The following is a 21,473-nucleotide window of genomic DNA, read 5'->3' as shown; positions in this document are numbered from 1 at the left end:
TCCCCATAGAAAAAGGAAACCGATTGCTCCTCCTTATAAATCATGTATAATGAGAATATATGGAAAAATCCAAGAGGGTGGGATCATGGAGAAGAGGAAGCAATTAAAGCATGCCACTCAGCAGATGGCCGAGCGGTATAAAGCGGCGGATACGCCGGAGCTGGAATTGGGAGCCGACCTTTTTGCGGTTAGAGTCAAAAAACAGCTGGTGAAGGATGGATTTACTGAAGAAGAGGCCGAGAAGGCGCGGCTCAAAGCCAAGCTGTCTCATTAAAGCCGATTCGCCGGGAAAGGGGAACGTTTCTTGAATAACGAAACAACAGGCGTTGATGAGCGCCGCTGCCCTATTTGCAACGGCCCCAATCATTGCGAAGCGAAGCAGGGAGACTGCTGGTGCTTTCGTGCCAATATCCCCCGGGAGCTGAGAGACCGGGTGCCCGAACCGCTGCGAGGTAAAGCCTGCATATGCCGTAATTGCGCAGAATCGTTCCGAATCGGCAAGCCGTTGTAATTTCAACTGCATGTAATGCAAATGAACCGCCTCATGCGTAACCTCGCTCCAACGGTGAACAGGAATCGTCCCGGTGGAAGGCGAGGTTTTCATGCAGGCGGTTATTCCGTGTTACGGACCGATAAGGGAATTGGAACCGGCGTTGCCAAAAGCATCGAGATTCTCGTCGCCGATAATATCGACAAAATCCTTCGCCCCCTCGGGAACATGGACTATATCCGCGGCGTTTTCCGGCTCCTCGACGTTTTCCACCCGTTCTTTTTCGTTTTCCATTGCTGTCCTCCTATGATTTTTGGCTTAGTGACTCGAAGTGCTTTGAATATTATTTGCAAAGTCCAGGAGAATATGAATGACAAACGAATATTCCGACCATATTAATTTTGTTTACCTATGTAGAAGGGAGGAATAGCGAATGACGGAACAACAGGGGAACCCGCAAGAGCAAAGCGCAAGGACAAAGGCCCAGAACGCGATGAATCATGCGCTTCATGCTTTGAATGAAGCCAGACACAGCAATGTCAACAGAGATCAGGACATTCAGGAGGCCAAAGAACAGCTCCAACAAGCGAGACAGGAGCATGTGCAGGCCCAACTGGCGGATAATCAGGAAGAGCTCTCCTGACCCGAGTTTTGCGATAATAAAAAAGCAGCCGACGGGCTGCCTTTTTTCATTGAAATGACGGATTGGATGACGAGACGGTTTATACCGTTCCGCTATTCCGATGCGCACGGCGAATCAGGATCACATAGCACAAGATCGATCCGACCGAGGCGGTTGCGATGAGGATGCCGAGAGGAAGAGCGGACTGATCACCGCCGATTCCGGCAAGCGGAGAGGTAATCGCTCCGAAGATCAGCGACAGAACGCCCAGCAGCGCGGCGGCGCTTCCCGCAGTTTTGCCTTTGCTTTGAAGAGCCAATGACGAGCTTGTCGGCCCGACGATCCCTACGCTGCTTACAATCAGGAAGAACGAGATCCACACCCCCGCCAGCCCCACTCCGAGCAGCAGCATCAGCAGCAGCAGAACGCCTCCGGCTGCGGCCATCACGAACCCGCTCACGAGCAGTTTAATCTCGGGCACTCGGCCCACAAGTCTGCCGGTAATTTGCGAGGTCACCACGAAACCGACGCCGTTGACGGCAAATATAAAACTGTACATTTGCGGCGAAACTCCGTAAATGTTTTGAAGAACAAAGGACGAGCCGGATAAATAAGCGAATAAAGCTGCGGTGACGAAGCCCGAGGACATCGCATATCCCATGAACACCCGGTCCTTAAGAAGACTGCGGAACGTGCCGATCGTAGTCCCGAAGCCGCCCTTCGAGCGCTTATGCGCAGGCAAAGTTTCCTTCAAGCCGAACAGGACGGCGCAGAACATGACGATCCCCACTCCGCATAACACGACAAACACGCCATGCCAGGACGTGTAACGCAATAATTGCCCCCCGATAATGGGCGCGACGATCGGACCGGCGCCATTGACCATCATCAATAAGGTGAAAAATTTGGTCAGCTCCGTACCCGAGTACAGATCGCGGACAACGGCTCGCGAGATGACCATGCCTGCCGCGCCCGAGAAGCCTTGAAGCGTCCGGAAAATAATGAGCCACCAGACCGTCGGGCTCCATGCGCAGAGCAGCGAACACAGGGCATATACGAGCAGTCCCGCCAGCATCGGAACGCGTCTGCCGCGAATGTCGCTGATGCTGCCTGCGAGCAGCTGTCCTAGACACAAGCCGATTAAGTAAAAAGTTAAGCTTAACTGAACGGTGGAAGCGGTGGTGCGGAAATCGGTAACTACCGTAGGCAGCGCCGGCAAATACATATCGATGGTTAAAGGTCCCATCATCGCCAAGCTGCCCAAAATCGCAACCATGATCGCCTTGGACTTCGCCGGAGAGGAACCGATGGAAACGGACGACTGCGGAATCCCGCCTGCATCCGAATGTTTATACTGCATGAATTGTCCCTGCTTTCCCGAATGTATGATCTTAAAACAACCACTTTATTGTAGCAAAATCGCCGTTCTAGGCATACCTGTTCTCGGCATAGCAAATGGAAGAAAAGCTGAGCTTGCATGATAGACTCAGGACCTATTGGCTTGAAATGGCTCTAATGGAAGCACGGTATATAAAAAACATTAGGAATTGTAACATTTTATATATTTTCCTTATGAATAGACGCATGGTAATATACTAGAGGCATAGAAAAGGAGGAGAGCCGCTATCCGAGGCTCTTTTTCATTTTGACTACAGAGGAGATAACAGATGCTTTTTAAGTCGGCGTTTCCATTATTACTATTAAATATGTTTCTCGCCATGCTGGGCATGGGGCTTGTCATTCCGATATTGCCGGATCTTCTCAAGGAATTTGGGGCGGGAGGTCAGGCGGCCGGGCTACTGGTATCCTGCTTCGGACTAACACAATTTCTGTTTTCTCCGATTGCAGGCAAGTGGTCCGATAAATACGGCCGCAGACCGGTGATTATCGCCGGACTCTGCTTATTCGCCGTTTCCAACTTATTGGCGGCCGTTGCAGGAGGGCTGCCCTTATTATTCGTGTCGCGGTTAATCGGGGGCATGGGCTCGGCGGCATTGGTGCCGGCCATTATGGCTTATGCCGCCGACATTACGACTGACGATCAGCGCAGCAAAGCGATGTCGTGGATCGGGGCTTCGATGTCCTCGGGATTCATTATCGGGCCCGGCATCGGAGGGATGCTTGCCGAGCTGGGGATCAAAGCTCCGTTCTACGCATCCGCGTGCGCAGGATTGCTCGCCATGATATGCAGCCTGAAATTGCTGCGGGAGCCGTTATCCCCGGAGGTGCGTCAGGCGCGCCGGCAATCCGGGAATAGCAGGGAGAATGTGTTTCGTCAGCTTGCATTTTCGGTGACCTCCCGTTATTTTATATTACTGCTCATTGTTTTTGCCACTACGTTCGGTCTGACCCATTTCGAGGCGATTTTTCCGCTTTTCGTAGTGCAGGGGTACGGCTTCACTACACGCGAGATCGCCATCCTCATTACCGTATGTTCTTTAATAGGGACGCTGAATCAAGTCGTCCTAACGGAACGGATCACGCTTCGATTCGGGGAAAAGCGGATTATAGGCGCCATGCTGCTGTTATCCGCCGTATCGCTAATGTGCCTGCTATTTTCCGGCAATTTCTACTACGTAATGCTCATGACGATGCTGTTCTTTACGTTCAATAATATTTTACGCCCGACGATCAATACGATGCTGTCCAAGGAAGCCGGAGAGGAGCAGGGGCTTGTAGCCGGGATGAGCAATGCGTATATGAGCCTTGGCAATATATTCGGGCCGGTGACTGCGGGCATTTTATTCGATATTCATATCGACCTTCCGTATTTGTTCGGCGCGTGCGTGCTATGCGCGAGCAGTTGGTTGTCCGTCAGGCGCCTGACGGGCGGGAGAAGAGCGGTTTCCGTTCGTGCGGAGAAGTCTTCGATGTAAAAAGTGCATAGAAACAGCATGATCAACCCCAAACCGCTGGGGAAATGATCATGCTTTTTTAAAATGTATCCGCTTATGTTTAGTTGAAAAATCAACGTTCGCCCGTACCGCACATGTCCTCTGCGCACATATATTAGTTTGGTGAAAACGCGGGAGGCTGATGATGTGAAGAGGGTGAAGTATAAAATGGGAAAGTTGGGAAAATATCGCTTCATGAAACGGTTTCAATCTATAAGCTCTTTTTTGCCGGATACCCGGATTGCCACTAAAGCCAATATTAAAGCAATGATTCGGCTGTACGAATCGCTTTACTTGAAACCTGATACGGGCACAGGAGGGCACGGAATATATAAAATCGGCAGAACAAAAAACGGTTTCTCGCTGCGAAGCGGGACCGCATCCAGGCACTTTCCTACGATTGACGCTTTATACCGTTCCATTCATAGCAGGTTAATCCAACGTCCGTTTGTCGTTCAGAAAGGGATTGCCGTGCTCAAGCATAATGATCGGGCGTTTGACATCCGGGTCATGGTGCAAAAGAACAAGCATCGACAATTCATCCCGACAGGCATCGTCGGAAGGCTGGCTAGACCCAACAAAATAGTAACGAACTATCATTCGGGCGGAACCCCGCTTCCCCTCGAGCTGCTGCTCCAATCGCATCTGAAACGGGACGCCCGAAAAAAATACATTCAAAGCATAGAAAAGCTGGGCAAAACAGCCAGCGAAGTTCTCGCCAAAAGCTACAAAACCAAGCGCGCTTTCGGCGTCGACATCGCCGTCGATTCCCGAATGAAGCCATGGATTCTGGAGATCAATACGAAGCCCGATATGAGTATCTTCAACGCATTGAAGAACAAAACGATGTACAGGCGAATTTTGAGCTACGCTCACATAACGAAATGAGTTAGTTATTCTCCCACATAATATAAGCATCGCCTTCGCTGCCGTAGCCGTTCATGCTGTAGAGAACCACATGAACGGGATGAGCCGTATCAAAGTGGTATTCCCTGGATGTCACGTATTCGCCGTTTTGAATGTTGTTGTAATAATCATAGGAAGGGATGACGACGCCGGAGTCAATGACGCCCTCCCATGCATCCACGACTTCAAAATAAATGCTGCTCCTGTTGCTGCCGACCGCCGTGTTGCTTACGTTAATATACACGTCCGTGCCGTATCGGCTGTAAGAATCTTTGGAGGAGCTCCAATAGTCGAGTTCCACCCATTGGTCCACCGAACTTGCGCTTACCGGGAGAGCGACCAGGAATAAAGCAATGAGCACCAGCAATGAGGCGGTCAAACGTTTTTTCATTACATCATCATCCTTTCTCAATTTGAAATTCGGCTTCTGCAATGACTCCTTTCTTTGAGGGTCGGTTCAGTTCAAATGGTAACATGGGTAAGGGATGGAAAAAAATAGGTGATAAGTGTCATGATGGATGCCCCTTTAAGCAGGACAGCCAATAAGGATGTTTGAATATAGGGGAATTAACGGATGTTAGGTGAAAAGAACCTCATTTGCAAGGAAGCCACGGAAGAGAGCGCAAGGCCCGGTCGATGATATTCGGTTGTCGGGGAGCGAAATATCGCACACTTATATCGAGCATCCCGGCGGTCATACTTGGGAATATTGGCGACGGCATGTGAGCAGCCATCTGATGTTTCATTCGCTTGTTTGGAAAAAGTCCTCATTGTGAGGGCTTTTTTTTGTTGTTTAGGAAATGATGCGCAGCAAAATCCTGTGGATATCCGGGGTCTCCCCCGAAAGGAATGTCTACCCATAGAACGATCCTAGAGAAATGGTTAGACGCCGATCCAGCTTAGGCTGGATGCGGACGGAATAAGCTTCAGAGCATCGCGTCACTTTTGGGGGATTTGTTCCTGCGTTCATGGCTTCGCCGTGCGTCAGTGATTTCATATTGCATTTTCCATTCATATGCGATATATTGCATATAACAATATAATGAATAAAGGGATGATTCCATTGCCGATACCGCAAAATTTTTCCGCACCGGCTCGCATGTCCGCCAAAGAAAGAGCATTTTCACAAATTCAGCGCTGGATTATCGACGGCACGCTGCAGCCGGGAGAGAAGCTGCTTGATGCGGAGCTGGCCGAAACGTTGTCGGTGAGCCGCACCCCGATCCGGGAAGCCTTTCAGCTTCTGGAGGTTCAAGGCTTGGTATCCATGCATCCGGGCAAGGAAACGAGAGTCACGATGATCGAGAAGGAAGACATATTGAAAATGTACCCGACGCTTGCCGCTCTGCACGGTTTGGCGGCGGAGCAAGCCGCGCAAGGAATAAGCCAGGAGCAAGTCGAGATCTTAAAACAGCTGAATGCCGATTTCCGTCTCGCCATCGAGACCAAGCAGCCGTACAAGGCGATGGAGCTGGACGAGCAGTTTCACAACCTGATTGTCGACCTGTCGGATAATCCGTACGTCGAGTCCTTCAGCGCATCCTTGCAAATTCATATCCGCCGGTTCAAGTACGTATTTCTCAAACAAGCGATGACGACGACCATGGCTTCGGCCGACGAGCATGATCGGATCGTCGAGGCGCTGATGGAAGGGAACTCCGAGCAGGCTCTCAAGATCATGAAGCAAAATATTATTCGCCCTATGCACGAGCTTTATGAGACTCTAAGTGAAGGAGATAAAGAATCATGAGCGATCATAAGGATTTAAGAATCCGCAGTAAAGTTATCAGCGAAGGGGTCAATCGGGCCCCCAACCGCGCCATGCTGCGCGCCGTCGGTTTTCAGGATGAGGATTTCAAGAAGCCGATGATTGGAGTCGCGAGCACCTGGAGTGAAGTAACCCCGTGCAATATGCACATCAACGAGCTTGCGGTGCATGCCAAACAAGGCTTGCAGCGGCATGGCGCAGCTCCGCTGATCTTTAACACCATCACCGTCTCCGACGGAATCTCGATGGGGCACGAGGGAATGACCTTTTCCTTGCCGAGCCGGGAAGCGATTGCCGATTCCATTGAGATTGTCACCGGAGCGGAACGCTTCGACGGATTGGTGGCGATCGGAGGCTGCGATAAAAACACCCCTGCCTGCCTCATGGCCATCGGCAGATTGAATGTACCGTCCGTCTATGTATACGGAGGCACGATTCAACCGGGCCATTTGGACGGCAAACCGGTGGATATCGTCAGCGCGTTCGAGGCGGTAGGGCAGTATCACGACGGCAGGATAACCGAAGAAGAGCTGCACAAGGTAGAATGCAGCGTTTGTCCCGGTCCCGGCGCATGCGGGGGAATGTATACGGCCAATACGATGGCCACGGCCGCCGAAGCGATGGGGATGAGCTTGCCGGGCTCCGCTTCGACGCCGGCGATTTCTCCGGATAAAGCCAAGGAATGCGAGAATGCCGGGCAATCCGTCATGGAGCTGTTGAAAAAGGGGATTTATCCCCGGGATATTATGACGAAGCAGGCTTTCGAGAACGCGATTACGGTCGTGATGGCGCTGGGAGGCTCGACGAATGCGTTCCTTCACCTGCTCGCTATTGCCCATTCGGCCGGAGTCGATCTGACTTACGACGATTTTGAACGGATTCGCGTGAAGGTTCCGCATCTCGCCGACCTCAAGCCCAGCGGGAAGCATGTTATGCAGGATTTGAACGATATCGGCGGCGTTCAGGGCGTGATGAAATTGTTATTGGCCAAAGGGCTGCTGCACGGCGATTGCCTGACGGTGACAGGCAAGACATTGGCCGAGAATTTGGCCGAGGTTCCGGACCTGGCGGAAGATCAGGAGATCATCCGCTCGTTCGACGATCCTTTGAAACCGAACGGCCCGCTTGTCGTTCTTCGCGGAAATCTTGCGCCCGAGGGCGCTATCGCTAAAATGTCGGGCATGCGCAAGCACCGGTTTACCGGGCCTGCCAAAGTGTATGACAGCGAAGCGGAGGCGACCGAAGCGATCGTAAACAACGAGATTGTAAAAGGCGACGTGCTCGTCATCAGATATTGCGGTCCCAAGGGAGGACCGGGCATGCCCGAGATGCTCTCGGTTACCGCGCTCATCGTCGGCAAAGGGCTGGGAGGCGAAGTCGCGCTCATCACCGACGGGCGGTTCTCGGGAGGGTCTCACGGTTTCGTCATCGGCCACGTCGCGCCGGAAGCGCAGGTCGGCGGTCCTATCGCCTTCCTTCAGACGGGCGATCTTGTTACGATTGACAGCAAGACGCAGGAAATTCAATTCGACATATCCGAATCCGAATGGGAACGGCGTGCCCAGGCTTGGGTTCAGCCGCCTTTGAAAGCATCGTCCGGCGCCCTAGGCAAGTATGCCAGACAAGTATCTTCGGCTTCCAGGGGAGCTGTAACCGATTGGTTTGAATAGTCTTGTCTTTTGACGGCGACTTCGTGTCCAGCACTTTTTTTCGAAATGGGATTTGACAAAAAAATGCAGCAATTTATGGAAAATTTCGAAGAATCCTGTTAGAGTATATATATTATGCTTCAGGAGGAGAGAGCTTGTGAAAAAAATCGTCGCCGGCATGATCATCGGCAGTGTGCTTACGATTAGCACAACCGCTTTAGCGGATGCAGTGAAGCAGTACATATTGACGGAGGTTACTTATCCGCTTTTTGTAAACGGTAAAGAATATAAGGACTCGACGAACCCGATCCTCAATTATGACGGGAGCACTTATGTTCCTTTAGCCAAGTTAGGCGATCTGACCGGTGTGAATTATACATGGAACGATCAATTGAAACGCGTGGAGATCGGTACCGATGGAAAGTCCGACGCGGCGGCGCCAACGGAGCAATCAGCAGACCCGGCGACGGGGACACCGGCAACTCCCGGAGGGAATATTACATTAAAGCCTGATACGAAGGTTGTCAATAGTTCCGGGCTTGCTAAAGTCAATGGTGCTATTGTTTATACTGCGTATAAAAATGGGGATTTTATTGGGATATTTACGGATGATGATGATGGAGAGCTTGTGAGAGCAACACTTGAGGGACGTAAAACCTTACCGCCTAAACTTTCTGAAGGATGGATGCAGTCAGGGCTTCTAGACGTGATTTATGGGTACTATGTTGTTTATGACAAAGAGAAGCCAAACGATTTAGTAGTTACAAACTCACCTTTCTCTACCCAGCCTGAAGAATATCTTCGTTTGACATTGCCAGATGAATGGAGAAGTCAAGAAAATGGCGAGACAACTGTTAAAAATATCAAAATAAAACGGTATAACAAAATAAATTACTTCAACATCGAAGACCTGAAAAAAACAGGCATTCTTGATTAAATCAAGACAAAGCGCTTCCTTAATGGAGGCGCTTATTTGTGTCTGCTCGTTACAAATCTGCCAAGAAGGCATTGATCTCCGTCCAAGCCTCATCTCTAGTAAACAACAAGAAGTGGTCCGCACCGGCAATTGTTTTTGTATACGTTTTGCCGCCCCATTTGTCAACAAGCCTCATGGAGATTTCATTTGGAGTGTTTTTATCTTCATCTCCTATAAGACAAAGTAAGGGAGTTCGTATCTTAGGAGCAACGGATATGGAATTAAACGGCTGCTTAAAAATGACGGACATAGGAAAATAGGATAGATGGAACAAATGGCTTATTTTGTCCGTACGATTGTGAAAGGGAGCGACAAGCACGGTTCCTTCCGTTGCCCGATGATTCGATAAATGAACGGCTGCCCCCGTTCCAAGACTATATCCCATGGAGACGATTCTTTCACGGTCAATATCTTGCCGCTGAATGAAATAATCATAAATAAGAGCAGCATCGTTAAATACGTTTTCTTGAGTCGGAGTCCCTTCGCTTAAGCCAAAGCCTCTATAATTAATTGCGGCTACGGACCAGCCTTTAAGCTTAGTCGCCGGCAACAAAATATCCGACACTTCTTCCGCCGCTCCCCCAAAATAAATAATTAAGGGCGATTTTTCTTGAACCTCGTTTTTTATAAGCCAACCGCTTAATTGGGTATGATCGGGAGCAACCAAGTTTATTTCCTCTATTCTGCTGTTGCCATATAATTTTGATTGCTGAATGGCTTCGGATAAGATGCTTTCAGCTTTTTGCGATTGGAATATAATATTATTTTTGTTTATGATTTCGTCTTGATTCCAATAAATATATAGGCAGAGCGCTGCATAGGAGCCAAGCAGGACAATCAATGTGGAACCGGACGCAAAGAGGAGCTTTCCCTTCAACGCTTGGTACCGGGCGGATAACACAATAACGCCTATTAAGAAGAGGGTAACAAGCAGTATCGATATGGATTGAATTTCCAAGGAGTGCTTGACGACTGCATCCAAGTAGCCAAGCTTTATTTGCTTGCTCCACAGAGTTAAGGTATGTGCAGCAACCAAACACGAAATGCCCGCCATTCCGAAGAGTAAGGAAACCGCCAAGACAAATAATCTGAATCTCGATTGGATAAAAAGGCTGCGCACCGGTTCTCCTCCTAAATGAAGAAAATATATACATATCCATTATATTTTTTTATTCCTATATTCGGATGAAATTAAATTTACCATTTTCCGAATAAATACGCCTATTTTTACCGAAATCGGATTCGGAAGCGCTTGGAAGATCAAAACAAGGATTGATTTTGATCTATTATTATGGAACAATTTCTATTACAAATACGTGAAGGGAAGAACCGGAGTCGATCAAAATGCAAGGCGTCATTCATTGAAGAGGAGGAAAACCGTTGAAAGCAGTAAACGCTTCCCATATCCAGGAAATGAAATCCATCGTCAAAACCGGAAGAGTGCTGACGGACGAAAGCGACAGGTACAGCTATTCGTTCGACGCTTCCTTCGGCACCTATTTGCCGGATGTCGTTATCCAGACGCAGAGCGTCGAGGAGCTGATCGGGCTGGTTAAGCTGGCTAACCGCGAAGGCATCCCGATATATCCGCGCGGGCAGGCGACCAGCTTAAGCGGGGGACCGCTTCCGGTGAAGGGCGGCATGGTGCTCGATCTGTCCGTGATGAATCAGGTGCTGGAGATTCACGAGGAGGACTTGGTCGCCGTCGTGTCGCCGGGAGTGCTGACCGCGAGCATCCATCAAGCGGCCGAGCAGAAGGGGCTGATGTACCCGCCCGATCCGAGCAGCTCTCATGTATCGACGATCGGCGGCAATTTGGCGGAAAATTCGGGCGGTCCGCGCGGCTTGAAGTACGGGGTGACCAAGGATTACGTCATCGGGCTCGAAGTGATTACGCCGCAGGGCGAGCTGATTCGGACCGGCGGCTGGACCGTGAAGAACGTCACGGGGTACGATCTGACCAAGCTGATCGTCGGCTCCGAAGGCACGCTGGGCATTATTACGCGAGCGTACTTGCGCCTCATCCCCAAGCCGCCCGCCTCGGAGACGGTGATGGCGATCTTCGACAGCCTTATCGATGCGGGGAGCGCGATATCGAAAATTTTGACCTCGGGCATACTGCCTGCCAAAATGGAGCTGATGGATCAAGCATCCATGGTCGCCGTGGAAAACTACGAGCCGTCGGGCCTGCCGAAAGACGCCGAGGCGATGATTATGATCGAGCTGGACGGTCATCCGTCAGCCGTTAAGGACGAGGCCGAGCAAGTATCCAAGGTATGCGGCGAGGCCGGGGCTAGAGAGGTGCGGATTCCCCGGACGCAAAGCGAGAAAGACGAGGTGTGGAAGGCGAGGAAGCTCGTCTCTCCCGCGATTGTCCGAATCAAGCCGACCAAAATTTCCGAAGACGCCACCGTTCCGCGCAGTAAAATCCCGGAAATGTGCCGCCGGCTTCAACAGATCAAGGCGAAGTATAACATTGAGCTGGTCGTTTTCGGCCATGCGGGGGACGGCAACCTTCATCCGAATATTTTGGCGGATAAGTCGGACCGGGAGGAAATGCGGCGGGTGGAGCAGGCGGTCGCGGAAATCTTTGAAGCGGCCGTCCAGCTCGGTGGCACCTTGTCCGGAGAGCACGGCATCGGCACGATGAAGGCTCCTTTCATGGAGATGGAGCTGGGAGCGGCCGGGCTTGACATGATGAAGCGGATTAAAGAAGCGTGGGACCCGAATCATATTATGAATCCCGGTAAAATTTTTCCCGAGCCGGGACAAAAGCTGGTGTTGAGCGAATGAACGAACAGCTTGCGGCGCTGCGCCGAGAACTGAAATACGAGAAGACGGACGCGTGCGTGCAGTGCGGATATTGTTTGCCGGCCTGTCCGACCTACGCGACGATGGGGAAGGAAACGCATTCTCCGCGGGGGCGCATCAACCTGGTGAAGATGGCGGGCGAAGGAAAAATTACGGATCTTTCCGTCATCGAGGAACCGCTCGACTTGTGCCTCGGCTGCCGCGCCTGCGAAACGGCATGCCCTACAGGAGTGGAGTACGGCGCGATATTGGAGGCGGCACGGGCGGCGATTGTGCGGCGCAAGTCGTATTCCCTGCCGGTGCGGATACTGCGGTACACGCTGTTCAAAAAGGTGTTTCCGAGCCGCCTGGCGATGAATCTCATCGGAAACGGCAAATGGCTGTATGAGAAGAGCGGTCTGCAAGCCGTCGCCAGAAAAAGCGGTGTCCTAAGCAGGCTGCCCGCTCATTTGGGCGAATTCGAAGCGGCGACGCCTCCTGCGGTGTCCCCGAGAGAACGGCGGAATCTCCCGCGGTTTACTGCGGCCAAAGGAAAACGGAAGTTTACGGTTGCGTTTTTCTCCGGCTGCGTGATGGATGCGATGTTCAGAACTATTAACGAGCTGTCCGTCAAGCTGCTGGCGGAAGCGGGCTGCGACGTCGTCGTGATCGATAACCAGACGTGCTGCGGGGCGCTGCATGCCCATTCCGGAGAATTGGACGAAAGCAAATCGCTCGCGCGAAGAAATATCGCCGCTTTTGAACGCGCTTTTGAACGGGGAGAGGCGGACTATATCGTGAACAACGCCGGCGGCTGCGGCGCGATGCTAGCCGAGTACGATCATTTGCTCGCCGACGACCCGCAGTGGTCGGAGAGGTCGAAGCGGTTCGCGGCGAAATCGAAGGACATTTCCCAGCTGCTCGTATGGTGCGGCGGCGTCCTTGTCGCGGATCATCCGCCGGAGAAGGTGACCTACCAGCGTTCTTGCCATATGACCAACGTTCTGAAAGTAACCCAAGAACCGCTTGAGCTGATCCGCAGCGTTCCGAATGTCGAGCTGGTCGAAATGAAAGAGGCGGAGATGTGCTGCGGCTCGGCGGGAATTTACAATATCGTCCATTACGAGGCCTCCATTGACATTTTGGACCGGAAAATGGAGCATGTAACCGGCACGAAGGCCGCCGCGGTCATTACCACGAATCCCGGATGCTTGCTGCAAATGAAATTAGGCATTGAAAGAGCCGGTTTATCCGGTTCTATGCGTGCGCTCCATCTGGTCGAATATATTGCGGAAGCGGCGGGAATTTCCTGAGCTGCTTTCGCGGCCAGACGATTGCAATGATCCCGAGTTCGCTTAAAATATAGACATACGTTGATTAAAATCAGCAAGTGCGGTTGTAAAGAACGGATTTTTTTCCAAATTTTCGCCATGCCGGGTATTCTCCTTGTTATAATGAATAGGGGCGGACAAAGCTCACACCGAAAAGCTGAGGAGGTTTACGGATGAAAACAATGGATAAATGGACGCACGCCGGCTCATTGGAAGCGCTTAAGCAGCAGCGGTCTATTGTTATTAAAGGCGGGATCGCCGTATTTTATCACGAAGATAACGTGTACGCGGTAGATAATCGCTGTCCGCATCTTGGCTTTCCTCTCCATATGGGCAGCCTTTGCGAAGGCATATTGACATGCCATTGGCATCATGCGCGGTTTGACGTATGCAGCGGCGGGACGCTTGATCCTTGGGCGGACGATGTTTCCTCGCATGAAGTGTTATGCGCAGACGGGGAGATTTGGGTCAACCCGCTTCCCAAGAACGCGTATAACCGGGAGAAATATATGGCACGGCTCCAGGAGGGCCTGGAGCAAAATATCGGAATCGTCATCGCCAAGGCTGTCGTAGGCCTCATGGAATCCGGCGTGGCTGCGCCGGAAATAGCGCGGGCAGGGATTGCTTTCGGCGTGCAGTACGGAACGGGCTGGGGGGCTGACTTAACGATTCTGACCGCGATGACCCGCATATTGCCGAAGCTGGACAAGGACGCTCAAATCCTCGCCCTCTATCATGGGCTGCATCAAGTGGCCAGAAATCGCTCCAGCCGCGCGGAACGTCATCTATTGACGCCGCTGCCGGCCAGCGAAGTGACTGAAGAACGGCTGATTGCCTGGTATCGGAATTGTCTGGAGGTTAGAGACACCCAGGGCGCCCAGAGAGTGCTGCTGACGGCCATACGCCGGGGCTTCACGCATGAGCGCATCATGGAAATGATGCTGCTGGCGGTAACGGATCATTTTTATTTGGACGGCGGACATACGCTCGATTTTCATAACAAAGCTTTCGAAGCGCTCGCCTTGGCCGATCCTTCGGAGCAAGAACGCATTCTTACATCGCTGGTGCCTCTGCTCGGCAATCCGACGCGGAGTGAAGAGCTGCATCAATGGCAATCCCCGGTCAACCTGGTCGAGCCGCTTAAGCAGGCATTTCTCTCTCTTGAACAGCTGAACTCGCTTCATGACGCCAGAGCGTTAAGCCGGGAAGAAGAAGAACGATTGCTGAAGCTGCTGCTTGGCGATCAGCCGCTGGAGACGATTCAGGCTATAACCGATTTGCTGACGGACGGCTGTTCCCCGGTGCAAATCGCTCAATTCGTTGCTCTTGCGGCTGCGGAACGCATTTGCCGGTTTCATACCCAAAACGATTTCGGCGATTGGATTGCCGTACTGCATACGTTCACTTATGCGCATGCGGTACATGAGATTTTGAACCGGAGCCGGCATCCGCTGCTCCTTCGCGCGGTTTATTACGGCGCCGTAAGTCTCTACCTGGACCGGTTCTTGAACGTACCTGCCGCGCCCAAGCCTAAACCGAAAGCAGGCATAGACCCGCTGAACGCCTCGGGCTTGCTGGATATTATGGATAAGCGTCAGCAGGTTAACGAAGCTTCCGATTGGGTCGCCGGGTTCTTGCAGGCGGGCGGAGAGCCATCTAAACTGATCAACGCGCTCGGTCACGCCTTATTGAGGGAAGACGCCGAATTTCATTCCTTCCAAATGCTTGAAGCCGCTATTGCCGAATATGAACGGTGGGATTCCGCGAGCGGGGAGTCGGCCGAACGGGCCAAACAAACGCTATTGTTCGCCGCTACCCGTTACTTGGCCGCTCATGCCCCGACTCCCCGGGATCTGCCGCGCAATGCGAAGATCGCCTGGCGGTTGCACAAGGGCGAGAAGTTATTCGAAGAGTCTTGAACAGGAGATATAGATGAACGCACGCGCCATTCATCAGAGCGATCTCTCCAACATAACTCCGACTTGTTTGGCCATAACTTGAGGCGGATGCGGCATTCCGTTTTTGATCCACCATTCAATGACGCCGACATAAGCGGTTCCGGCATATTGCAGCAAAACCTCTTCGCTTAAATCGGCATTTTTGCCGCTTTCTCTATCTATCTCGCCTTTGAATCCTTCCGTAATATAATCGAGAAGCCGCGTTCGAAACGAAGGAGCTCCTTTACTCGCCAACATGGTCGAAAAGAATAAATAGTTTTTCTCGAAGTATTCGAAAAAGGGCAAAAGACCGCTGTACCAATCCAGCTTGCAAGCCCATTCGCCCATTTCCCTTAACTCGTTAATATGCGTCTCTATGAGCTTATCCAATAAATCGAATTTGTCCTGATAATGAAGATAAATCGTCCCGCGGTTAATATTTGCCCGGTCGGCAATGTCCTGAATGGTAATTTCATCGAAATTTTTTTCCGTCATCAATTCAATCACCGCTTTTTTCATAGCTTCTTGCGATTTCAGAATTCTCCGATCCACTTTTGCCATCGTACATTTCCCCCAAGCTTTCATATAGAAAATAAACGTCTTGCTTTAATAATAATAAACGTAAGTTGATTAATCAAATATATGTCGATAACCATAAGCTGTTGTTTTTATAGTGAGGATAAGGGGGACGGAGGGAAGATGCGGGACTTCCGGAAAATATTCCGGAGGTTTCTATGGTATGGTACAATATACTTGAAATGCTTGCCAAGCAAGATAGCAAGGCACTCATCGCTTTTTTATATGATCCGAGCAAAAGGAAGGAATATGCAATTATGGAACAATGGGAATATAGAACGCTGAAGTTTTTCACCAAAGGTTTTTTTACCGGAGGAAAGCTGGATGTAGAAGAATTCGACAGCGAACTCAATGCGATGGGATCAAACGGGTGGGAGCTGGTATCATGTTTTGACACGAGCCAACACCAAGGGTCTTCAAAGGAAGTCATCTGCGTGTTCAAAAGAAAAAAATAAGCAGACTGCATCAAAATAGGCAAATGGGAGGCTGAGACCCGCCCGTTTGTCTTTTTTTGCAGGAAAAAAATGTAAGTAATTCGTTGCCATGCTGCTGCAGGACACTTGCCTTTCGGCGGCTTTCTTACGGACATATGCAATAAATTTTTTTTATAAAATGGTTACAACAACCTTAAATACTATGTTATTCTAAATGTCAATGGATCGGTACGAACGATACGGGTTTGCGATTCCAATTTCTCATCACGGAGAGATCACAAGCACATGGGGAAAAAGAATTTATCCATACGCACGAAGTTGATTGCTTTGTTTATATTTTTTGTATGTATTCCTTTGCTCGTGTTCGGGAAGCTATGGTACGATAAATCCACATTATCGATAGAGCGCACGGCGGTTGATTTTAACGAGCAGATCGTGAAGCAGGTCAACGAGCATTTGAACGCTTATTTTATGGATTTGGAACGGACGACGTTTCCGCTTATTACGCATCCGCTGATCCGGGACTTTATGAAGCTGACCCCGGATCAATCGTTCGAGCGGTTTATGATGACGAGAAAAATTCAAGACGAGCTTTTGCAGCAGGTCGTGTTCGGACGTCCGGAAATTTATTCGTTCAGCATTTTTTCCGACGAAGGGATTTCCGTTTCCAGCTCGGGCTCGTCTTTATCGGAGAAAGACTACCGGAGATTTTTGGACATGCCGGCTACTAAAAACTATTCCGTTGTGGGGATTCGCTGGCATGATAACATTCCGCTCTTGACGATTACCCGCAAGTTCAAGGATGCGTCTGAATATAAGACGAACGGCGTTTTGATCATCGATTTGCGGTTAAATGAAATATCCAGAATTGTCGATCAGATTCAGATCGGCCAAACCGGATTCCTCTGGATTGCCGATGCCAAGGGACAGGTAATTTACCATCCGGATAAGTCGATGCGTGGCGCTTCGGTACCCGATTGGTATTCCAAGCAAATTCAACACCTCAAGCAAGGCGCTTTTATTCATTCCGAGCACTCCTCGAAAGATCTGGTCGTATTTAATAAGTCTCCTTACACGGATTGGACTATCGTTTCGCAGGTTCCCATTCATGAATTGACCGCCGAGCTGCTGTCCTTGCGCAATGTGACCATATGGGGAGGGCTTATTTTTGCATCCGTTGTCATCTTGGTTATCGGGGGCTTCTCGCTTTCGCTTACGAATGCGCTTTCCAAGCTGGAACGGCTGATGAGACAAGCGGAAAACGGCAACCTGAGCGTCACGGCCCCCGAGCATCGGGGCAATGAAATCGGCAATCTGTATCACGGGTTTAATAAAATGGTCCGCGAGCTGCGCAGATTGATCGAAGAGGTGCATACGTCCCAGATCAGGGAGAGGGAATTGGTTATCAAACAGAGGGAATCGGCGCTGCAAGCGCTTCAATCCCAAGTAAACCCTCATTTCCTGTATAACACGTTGGAAATGATCAATTCCTACGCCATTGTCGAAGGAGTGATGCCGATCAGCCGAATGGCTACGGCGCTTGCCGATTTGTTCCGCTTCAGCATCGGCGATTCGATGCAGGTTATCTCGCTTAAGGGCGAGATCGGACATGTTCGGACGTATCTGGAAATTCAAAAGGAGCGTTTCCCTTATTTGCACATCGAGATGCATATCGACGAAGAAGCGATCTCGCATGTACAAGCGGTGCGGTTATCCCTTCAGCCTCTTGTCGAGAACTGCTTTCGCCACGGTTACGAGAAGCATCGGCTTAAACCGGCTTATATAGGCATTGCCGGGGAATGGAGCGATGACCGCTACCTGCTCAGGATCATAGACAAAGGAAAAGGAATGGACCGGGAGACGATGGACAGCTATAACCGTTTTTTTCTGAAGGAAGAATCCGAGCCGGCGATGAAGGATGGGGAGGATGAAGTATCGACAAAGATCGGACTTCGCAATGTGCACCAGCGGATCAGGCTGTTGTTCGGCGCTCCATACGGCCTTCAAGTGCTGCAATCCGACGAGCTCGGAAGCGTTATCCAAGTCATATTGCCCGCTGCCGCCGGGAAGATGCATGAGACGGGAGAACTGGCCTAATGTATAAAGTATTAATTGTCGATGACGAGTACATGATTAAGAAAAGCTTGCACAAGCTGATTTCGGAAATGGGCAGCGGCTTTATCGTCGCCGGAGCGGCGGAGGACGGGCAAGAAGCATTGGAGCTGGCGCTGCAGAACCCGCCCGACTTGATCGTTACGGATATCAGCATGCCGGTCATGGACGGGCTGGAGCTGATCAGGGAATGCAGAGTACGCGGTCTGCCGTGCGAGATTGTCATCCTATCCGGTTACGGGGAGTTCGAGTATGCGAGGCAGGCTCTGCAATCCGAAGTTGCCGATTATTTGTTGAAACCGATTCGGCCGGAGCAGCTGGATCAGGTTTTACGGAAAATCCGCGGCAAGCTGGACGCTAAAGCCAGAATGGCCTCCGAAAGAAGCAGCTGGCTGTGGTACTGTAAAACGTCCGGGCAGCGGATAGCCGACCTGATCTGGGACTTGAACGAAAAACAAATTCAGATCGAGCTGGCCGGCGTTTATGCCCAATGTACGGAACAAGCGGCCGATCCGGCGCAGTTTAAGCACTTGTGCTGCGAGCTGCTGCTGTTTATAGGCAAGGAGCTGCAGAGATATACGCTGCTTGAGCCGAGCGGCGAAGATTTCACCCGCTTCCAGGAAGCATTCGGGCAGCCTGAAGCATGGCGTTTGCTGGAAGACGGCGTTAGCGCGCATGTGCGGAGCGTCCAGGCCAAGCGGAATCACGGCGCTTTTCACGTAATCAAACAGGCCGTGGCTTACGTCGAGGAGCATTACATGGACGAGGAACTGTCGCTGCAAACGATCGCCGGACAGATGAACATGTCTTTATCCTACGCGAGCCAGTCGTTCAAGGATGCGGTGGGAGTAAGCTTCGTGCAATATTTGACCCGTCTGCGCATGGAGAAAGCGAAGGAGCTGCTTCATAACTCGAGCTGTAAAACGTACGAAGCGGCCCAAGCGGTAGGCTACAGCGATTATCCCCATTTTACGAGAACCTTCAAGAAGCATTTCGGATATAGCCCAAGAGAGTATAGAAAAAGAATCGGCGTTGAGTAGAACCCTGAGAAACCTCAAGGTTCTTTCTTTTGGTCACGAACGGCAAAAGCCGCAGAAAAAAACGCAGGTTTTCTAAAGAAACGGCATGTACGGTTTGCTTGAAAGCGCTTATGATCTTCTTATCCGGATGATTCGACAGATGAGGTGGTAATATGATTAGGAAATCGATTGTATGGAAAAATTGGCAAGTCTACTCGATGATTTTGCCGGGAGTGTTATTTTTCGTTATATTCCGTTACATCCCGATTGCCGGGAATGTAATCGCTTTCCAGGATTACAATGTGTTCTCAGGAGTGGCGGGCAGTCCGTTTGTCGGTTTGAAGCATTTTGAACATTTGTTTGCGTACCCCGAGTTTTCGCGGATTTTGCGCAATACGCTTTTGATCAGCCTGTATCAGCTCATATTCGGCTTTTCGGCGCCCATTATTCTTTCGCTGCTGTTGAACGAAGTGCGAAAAATGATGTTTAAACGAGTCATTCAAACGGTCATTTATTTGCCGCATTTTCTTTCGTGGGTAATCGTCGGCGGCTTGGTGATCAGCGCTTTATCTCCGAATTACGGCATCGTCAACGAAGTATTGAGTTATTTCGGCAAAGAAAAAATTTTCTTCATGCAGCAGCCGGAATATTTCCGCAGCATTGTGGTCGTCTCAGGCATCTGGAAGGAAGTCGGCTGGGGAACGATTATTTATTTGGCAGCGCTCGCAGGCATCAATCCGGAGCTCTACGAGGCTGCGGACGTCGATGGAGCCGGCAAGCTGCGGCAGGTGTTCAGTATTACGCTGCCGGCTCTGATGCCTACGATTATGGTGCTGCTGTTGCTCAGAATCGGCAATATGCTTGACCTCGGTTTTGAGCAAATCTACATTTTGCTTAACCCGCTTGTCAAGGAGACGGGCGAGATTATCGACACGTATATTTACGAGGCGGGGCTGCTCGGCAGCCAGTACAGCTATACGACGGCTATCGGCATGTTCAAATCCGTCGTGGGGCTGATCCTTATTGTGGGCGCAAATCAGCTCAGCAAAAAGCTTACCGGCAATTCACTCTACTGATGGGAAACGAGGTGCAACGCATGCCCAGGACAGGCACATCCAGACAATGGTTTACTATGTTCAATTTCACATTCCTTACCTTCGCCGGACTGATGATGCTGCTGCCGTTCGTCAACATACTGGCAGGGTCCTTCAGCGGAGGAACGGCTATCGTGCAGGGGCGGGTTACGCTCCTTCCCGTAGATTTCACATTTGCGAACTACAGCTCCGTGCTCAGCAACGCCGCCATCTGGAAATCCATCGGCGTCACCGTGTATATTACGGTATTCGGCACGCTGCTGAATCTTTTCTTCACCTCCTTAATGGCTTATGGACTTGCCAGGAAAGGGCTGAAGGGCCGTTCCTTCTTCATTCTGCTCGTCCTGTTTGCAATGATCTTTCCGGCGCCTTTGATTCCGTCGTATTTAGTCGTCAAATATTTGGGGATGCTGAACACGTTATGGGCGCTGATCGTTCCCGGTTTGATCGGCGCATTTAACTTAATTATTATGATTTCTTTTTTTCAAGCGATCCCGGAAGGCTTGACGGAAGCCGCCAAGATCGATGGCTGCAGCGAATACCGCACCTACTGGAGCATTGTGCTGCCGCTATCCATGCCGTCTCTCACAACGATCGGCCTGTTTTATGCCGTCGGCCACTGGAACGGATATTTCTCCGCGCTTATGTATTTGCGAGATCCGGCGCTTTATCCGATGCAGGTCAAGCTGCGCCAGCTTATCGTCGAAAGCGATGCCGCGAATGTCATGCAAAGCGTACAGATGTCGATGCAATCGGTGGAAGGCATCAAAATGGCGACGATTATCGTTGCGGCTGTTCCCGTGTTATTGATCTACCCGTTTATCCAGAAGCATTTCATTAAAGGAGCTATGCTAGGATCGGTCAAAGGGTAATCA

Annotated in this window: 21 protein-coding genes; 16 read left to right on the top strand and 5 right to left on the bottom strand. The window is 50.7% G+C overall.

Features of this window, described 5'->3' with window-relative positions:
* Positions 1–85: 85 nt before the first annotated feature.
* Positions 86–274, top strand: a complete 189-nt coding sequence (locus tag SK3146_RS04530) for a hypothetical protein (protein ID WP_249863954.1) — start codon at positions 86–88, stop codon at positions 272–274.
* A 30-nt stretch (positions 275–304) separates the two neighbouring features.
* Positions 305–511, top strand: coding sequence for a cysteine-rich CWC family protein (locus SK3146_RS04525; protein ID WP_249863953.1), 207 nt, complete (start codon positions 305–307; stop codon positions 509–511).
* A 111-nt stretch (positions 512–622) separates the two neighbouring features.
* Here SK3146_RS04525 and SK3146_RS04520 read toward each other — a convergent pair whose 3' ends face one another.
* The gene (locus SK3146_RS04520; protein ID WP_249863952.1) at positions 623–784 is read right to left on the bottom strand and encodes a hypothetical protein; all 162 of its coding nucleotides are present in this window, start codon (positions 782–784) and stop codon (positions 623–625) included.
* Between the two features lie 139 nt (positions 785–923).
* Here SK3146_RS04520 and SK3146_RS04515 point away from each other — a divergent pair, with 139 nt between their 5' ends.
* The gene (locus tag SK3146_RS04515; RefSeq protein ID WP_249863951.1) at positions 924–1,133 is read left to right on the top strand and encodes a hypothetical protein; all 210 of its coding nucleotides are present in this window, start codon (positions 924–926) and stop codon (positions 1,131–1,133) included.
* Positions 1,134–1,212: 79 nt separating this feature from the next.
* On the opposite strand, the gene SK3146_RS04510 is transcribed toward SK3146_RS04515, so the two are convergent.
* Positions 1,213–2,472 carry a multidrug effflux MFS transporter gene (locus SK3146_RS04510; protein WP_434006857.1) on the bottom strand — a complete coding sequence of 420 codons (1,260 nt, stop codon included), beginning with the start codon at positions 2,470–2,472 and terminating at the stop codon, positions 1,213–1,215.
* Between the two features lie 307 nt (positions 2,473–2,779).
* Here SK3146_RS04510 and SK3146_RS04505 point away from each other — a divergent pair, with 307 nt between their 5' ends.
* Together SK3146_RS04505 and SK3146_RS04500 are read left to right on the top strand one after the other, a co-directional pair.
* Positions 2,780–3,988 (top strand): MFS transporter, encoded by a 1,209-nt coding sequence (locus SK3146_RS04505; RefSeq protein ID WP_249863950.1) that lies wholly within the window; start codon positions 2,780–2,782, stop codon positions 3,986–3,988.
* 186 nt (positions 3,989–4,174) lie between these two features.
* Entirely contained in the window at positions 4,175–4,894 is a 720-nt protein-coding gene (locus SK3146_RS04500) for a YheC/YheD family protein (protein ID WP_249863949.1), read from the top strand.
* 1 nt (position 4,895) lies between these two features.
* Here SK3146_RS04500 and SK3146_RS04495 read toward each other — a convergent pair whose 3' ends face one another.
* Positions 4,896–5,303 (bottom strand): hypothetical protein, encoded by a 408-nt coding sequence (locus SK3146_RS04495; protein ID WP_249863948.1) that lies wholly within the window; start codon positions 5,301–5,303, stop codon positions 4,896–4,898.
* 672 nt (positions 5,304–5,975) lie between these two features.
* Between SK3146_RS04495 and SK3146_RS04490 the strand changes: the two genes are divergently transcribed.
* From SK3146_RS04490 to SK3146_RS04480, 3 genes are all read left to right on the top strand, one after another.
* A complete protein-coding gene (locus SK3146_RS04490; RefSeq protein WP_249866177.1) occupies positions 5,976–6,662 on the top strand; it encodes a GntR family transcriptional regulator in 687 nt (228 codons plus the stop codon).
* The gene (gene ilvD / locus SK3146_RS04485) at positions 6,659–8,350 is read left to right on the top strand and encodes a dihydroxy-acid dehydratase (protein WP_249863947.1); all 1,692 of its coding nucleotides are present in this window, start codon (positions 6,659–6,661) and stop codon (positions 8,348–8,350) included. Before SK3146_RS04490 ends, ilvD begins: the two co-directional genes overlap by 4 nt.
* Before the next feature lie 136 nt (positions 8,351–8,486).
* Entirely contained in the window at positions 8,487–9,266 is a 780-nt protein-coding gene (locus SK3146_RS04480; protein ID WP_249863946.1) for a stalk domain-containing protein, read from the top strand.
* Positions 9,267–9,315: 49 nt separating this feature from the next.
* Here the strand turns inward: SK3146_RS04480 and SK3146_RS04475 are convergent, their stop codons facing one another.
* Complete coding sequence (locus SK3146_RS04475; protein WP_249863945.1) at positions 9,316–10,425, bottom strand: alpha/beta hydrolase; 1,110 nt, start codon at positions 10,423–10,425, stop codon at positions 9,316–9,318.
* A gap of 293 nt (positions 10,426–10,718) precedes the next feature.
* Between SK3146_RS04475 and SK3146_RS04470 the strand changes: the two genes are divergently transcribed.
* The 3 genes from SK3146_RS04470 (at position 10,719) to SK3146_RS04460 (ending at position 15,345) form a co-directional block, all read left to right on the top strand.
* Positions 10,719–12,098, top strand: a complete 1,380-nt coding sequence (locus SK3146_RS04470; protein ID WP_249866176.1) for an FAD-binding oxidoreductase — start codon at positions 10,719–10,721, stop codon at positions 12,096–12,098.
* On the top strand, positions 12,095–13,408 hold the full coding sequence (locus SK3146_RS04465; RefSeq protein WP_249863944.1) for a (Fe-S)-binding protein: 1,314 nt from the start codon (positions 12,095–12,097) through the stop codon (positions 13,406–13,408). The genes SK3146_RS04470 and SK3146_RS04465 overlap by 4 nt, the downstream gene beginning before the upstream one ends.
* Positions 13,409–13,599: 191 nt before the next feature.
* The gene (locus SK3146_RS04460; RefSeq protein ID WP_349655190.1) at positions 13,600–15,345 is read left to right on the top strand and encodes a Rieske (2Fe-2S) protein; all 1,746 of its coding nucleotides are present in this window, start codon (positions 13,600–13,602) and stop codon (positions 15,343–15,345) included.
* A 33-nt stretch (positions 15,346–15,378) separates the two neighbouring features.
* Here SK3146_RS04460 and SK3146_RS04455 read toward each other — a convergent pair whose 3' ends face one another.
* Entirely contained in the window at positions 15,379–15,924 is a 546-nt protein-coding gene (locus tag SK3146_RS04455) for a TetR/AcrR family transcriptional regulator (RefSeq protein ID WP_249863943.1), read from the bottom strand.
* 173 nt (positions 15,925–16,097) lie between these two features.
* Here SK3146_RS04455 and SK3146_RS04450 point away from each other — a divergent pair, with 173 nt between their 5' ends.
* From SK3146_RS04450 to SK3146_RS04430, 5 genes are all read left to right on the top strand, one after another.
* Positions 16,098–16,394 (top strand): DUF4177 domain-containing protein, encoded by a 297-nt coding sequence (locus SK3146_RS04450; RefSeq protein WP_249863942.1) that lies wholly within the window; start codon positions 16,098–16,100, stop codon positions 16,392–16,394.
* A 306-nt stretch (positions 16,395–16,700) separates the two neighbouring features.
* Positions 16,701–18,470: a sensor histidine kinase gene (locus tag SK3146_RS04445; RefSeq protein WP_249863941.1), complete on the top strand. Its 1,770-nt coding sequence runs from the start codon at positions 16,701–16,703 to the stop codon at positions 18,468–18,470.
* Positions 18,470–19,525 carry a response regulator transcription factor gene (locus SK3146_RS04440; RefSeq protein WP_249863940.1) on the top strand — a complete coding sequence of 352 codons (1,056 nt, stop codon included), beginning with the start codon at positions 18,470–18,472 and terminating at the stop codon, positions 19,523–19,525. Before SK3146_RS04445 ends, SK3146_RS04440 begins: the two co-directional genes overlap by 1 nt.
* A gap of 152 nt (positions 19,526–19,677) precedes the next feature.
* Positions 19,678–20,580 carry an ABC transporter permease gene (locus tag SK3146_RS04435; protein ID WP_249863939.1) on the top strand — a complete coding sequence of 301 codons (903 nt, stop codon included), beginning with the start codon at positions 19,678–19,680 and terminating at the stop codon, positions 20,578–20,580.
* Positions 20,581–20,636: 56 nt separating this feature from the next.
* The gene (locus tag SK3146_RS04430; protein ID WP_249863938.1) at positions 20,637–21,470 is read left to right on the top strand and encodes a carbohydrate ABC transporter permease; all 834 of its coding nucleotides are present in this window, start codon (positions 20,637–20,639) and stop codon (positions 21,468–21,470) included.
* Positions 21,471–21,473: the final 3 nt, after the last annotated feature.

The sequence above is a fragment of the Paenibacillus konkukensis genome (assembly GCF_023523925.1).
Taxonomy (GTDB): domain Bacteria; phylum Bacillota; class Bacilli; order Paenibacillales; family NBRC-103111; genus Paenibacillus_S; species Paenibacillus_S doosanensis.
Note: the sequence above shows the minus strand (reverse complement) of the source record. Positions and strands in the feature narration are given on the sequence as shown.

Excerpts from the sequence above, each read along its gene's own strand:
- SK3146_RS04510 (WP_434006857.1), bottom strand. The coding sequence starts at position 2,472 with ATGCAGTATAAACATTCGGATGCAGGCGGGATTCCGCAGTCGTCCGTT.
- SK3146_RS04455 (WP_249863943.1), bottom strand. The coding sequence starts at position 15,924 with ATGGCAAAAGTGGATCGGAGAATTCTGAAATCGCAAGAAGCTATGAAA.
- SK3146_RS04430 (WP_249863938.1), top strand. The coding sequence starts at position 20,637 with ATGTTCAATTTCACATTCCTTACCTTCGCCGGACTGATGATGCTGCTG.
- SK3146_RS04465 (WP_249863944.1), top strand. The coding sequence starts at position 12,095 with ATGAACGAACAGCTTGCGGCGCTGCGCCGAGAACTGAAATACGAGAAG.
- SK3146_RS04530 (WP_249863954.1), top strand. The coding sequence starts at position 86 with ATGGAGAAGAGGAAGCAATTAAAGCATGCCACTCAGCAGATGGCCGAG.
- SK3146_RS04460 (WP_349655190.1), top strand. The coding sequence starts at position 13,600 with ATGAAAACAATGGATAAATGGACGCACGCCGGCTCATTGGAAGCGCTT.
- SK3146_RS04435 (WP_249863939.1), top strand. The coding sequence starts at position 19,678 with ATGATTAGGAAATCGATTGTATGGAAAAATTGGCAAGTCTACTCGATG.
- SK3146_RS04500 (WP_249863949.1), top strand. The coding sequence starts at position 4,175 with ATGGGAAAGTTGGGAAAATATCGCTTCATGAAACGGTTTCAATCTATA.
- SK3146_RS04520 (WP_249863952.1), bottom strand. The coding sequence starts at position 784 with ATGGAAAACGAAAAAGAACGGGTGGAAAACGTCGAGGAGCCGGAAAAC.
- ilvD (WP_249863947.1), top strand. The coding sequence starts at position 6,659 with ATGAGCGATCATAAGGATTTAAGAATCCGCAGTAAAGTTATCAGCGAA.
- SK3146_RS04515 (WP_249863951.1), top strand. The coding sequence starts at position 924 with ATGACGGAACAACAGGGGAACCCGCAAGAGCAAAGCGCAAGGACAAAG.
- SK3146_RS04495 (WP_249863948.1), bottom strand. The coding sequence starts at position 5,303 with ATGAAAAAACGTTTGACCGCCTCATTGCTGGTGCTCATTGCTTTATTC.
- SK3146_RS04450 (WP_249863942.1), top strand. The coding sequence starts at position 16,098 with ATGGTATGGTACAATATACTTGAAATGCTTGCCAAGCAAGATAGCAAG.
- SK3146_RS04505 (WP_249863950.1), top strand. The coding sequence starts at position 2,780 with ATGCTTTTTAAGTCGGCGTTTCCATTATTACTATTAAATATGTTTCTC.
- SK3146_RS04440 (WP_249863940.1), top strand. The coding sequence starts at position 18,470 with ATGTATAAAGTATTAATTGTCGATGACGAGTACATGATTAAGAAAAGC.
- SK3146_RS04470 (WP_249866176.1), top strand. The coding sequence starts at position 10,719 with ATGAAATCCATCGTCAAAACCGGAAGAGTGCTGACGGACGAAAGCGAC.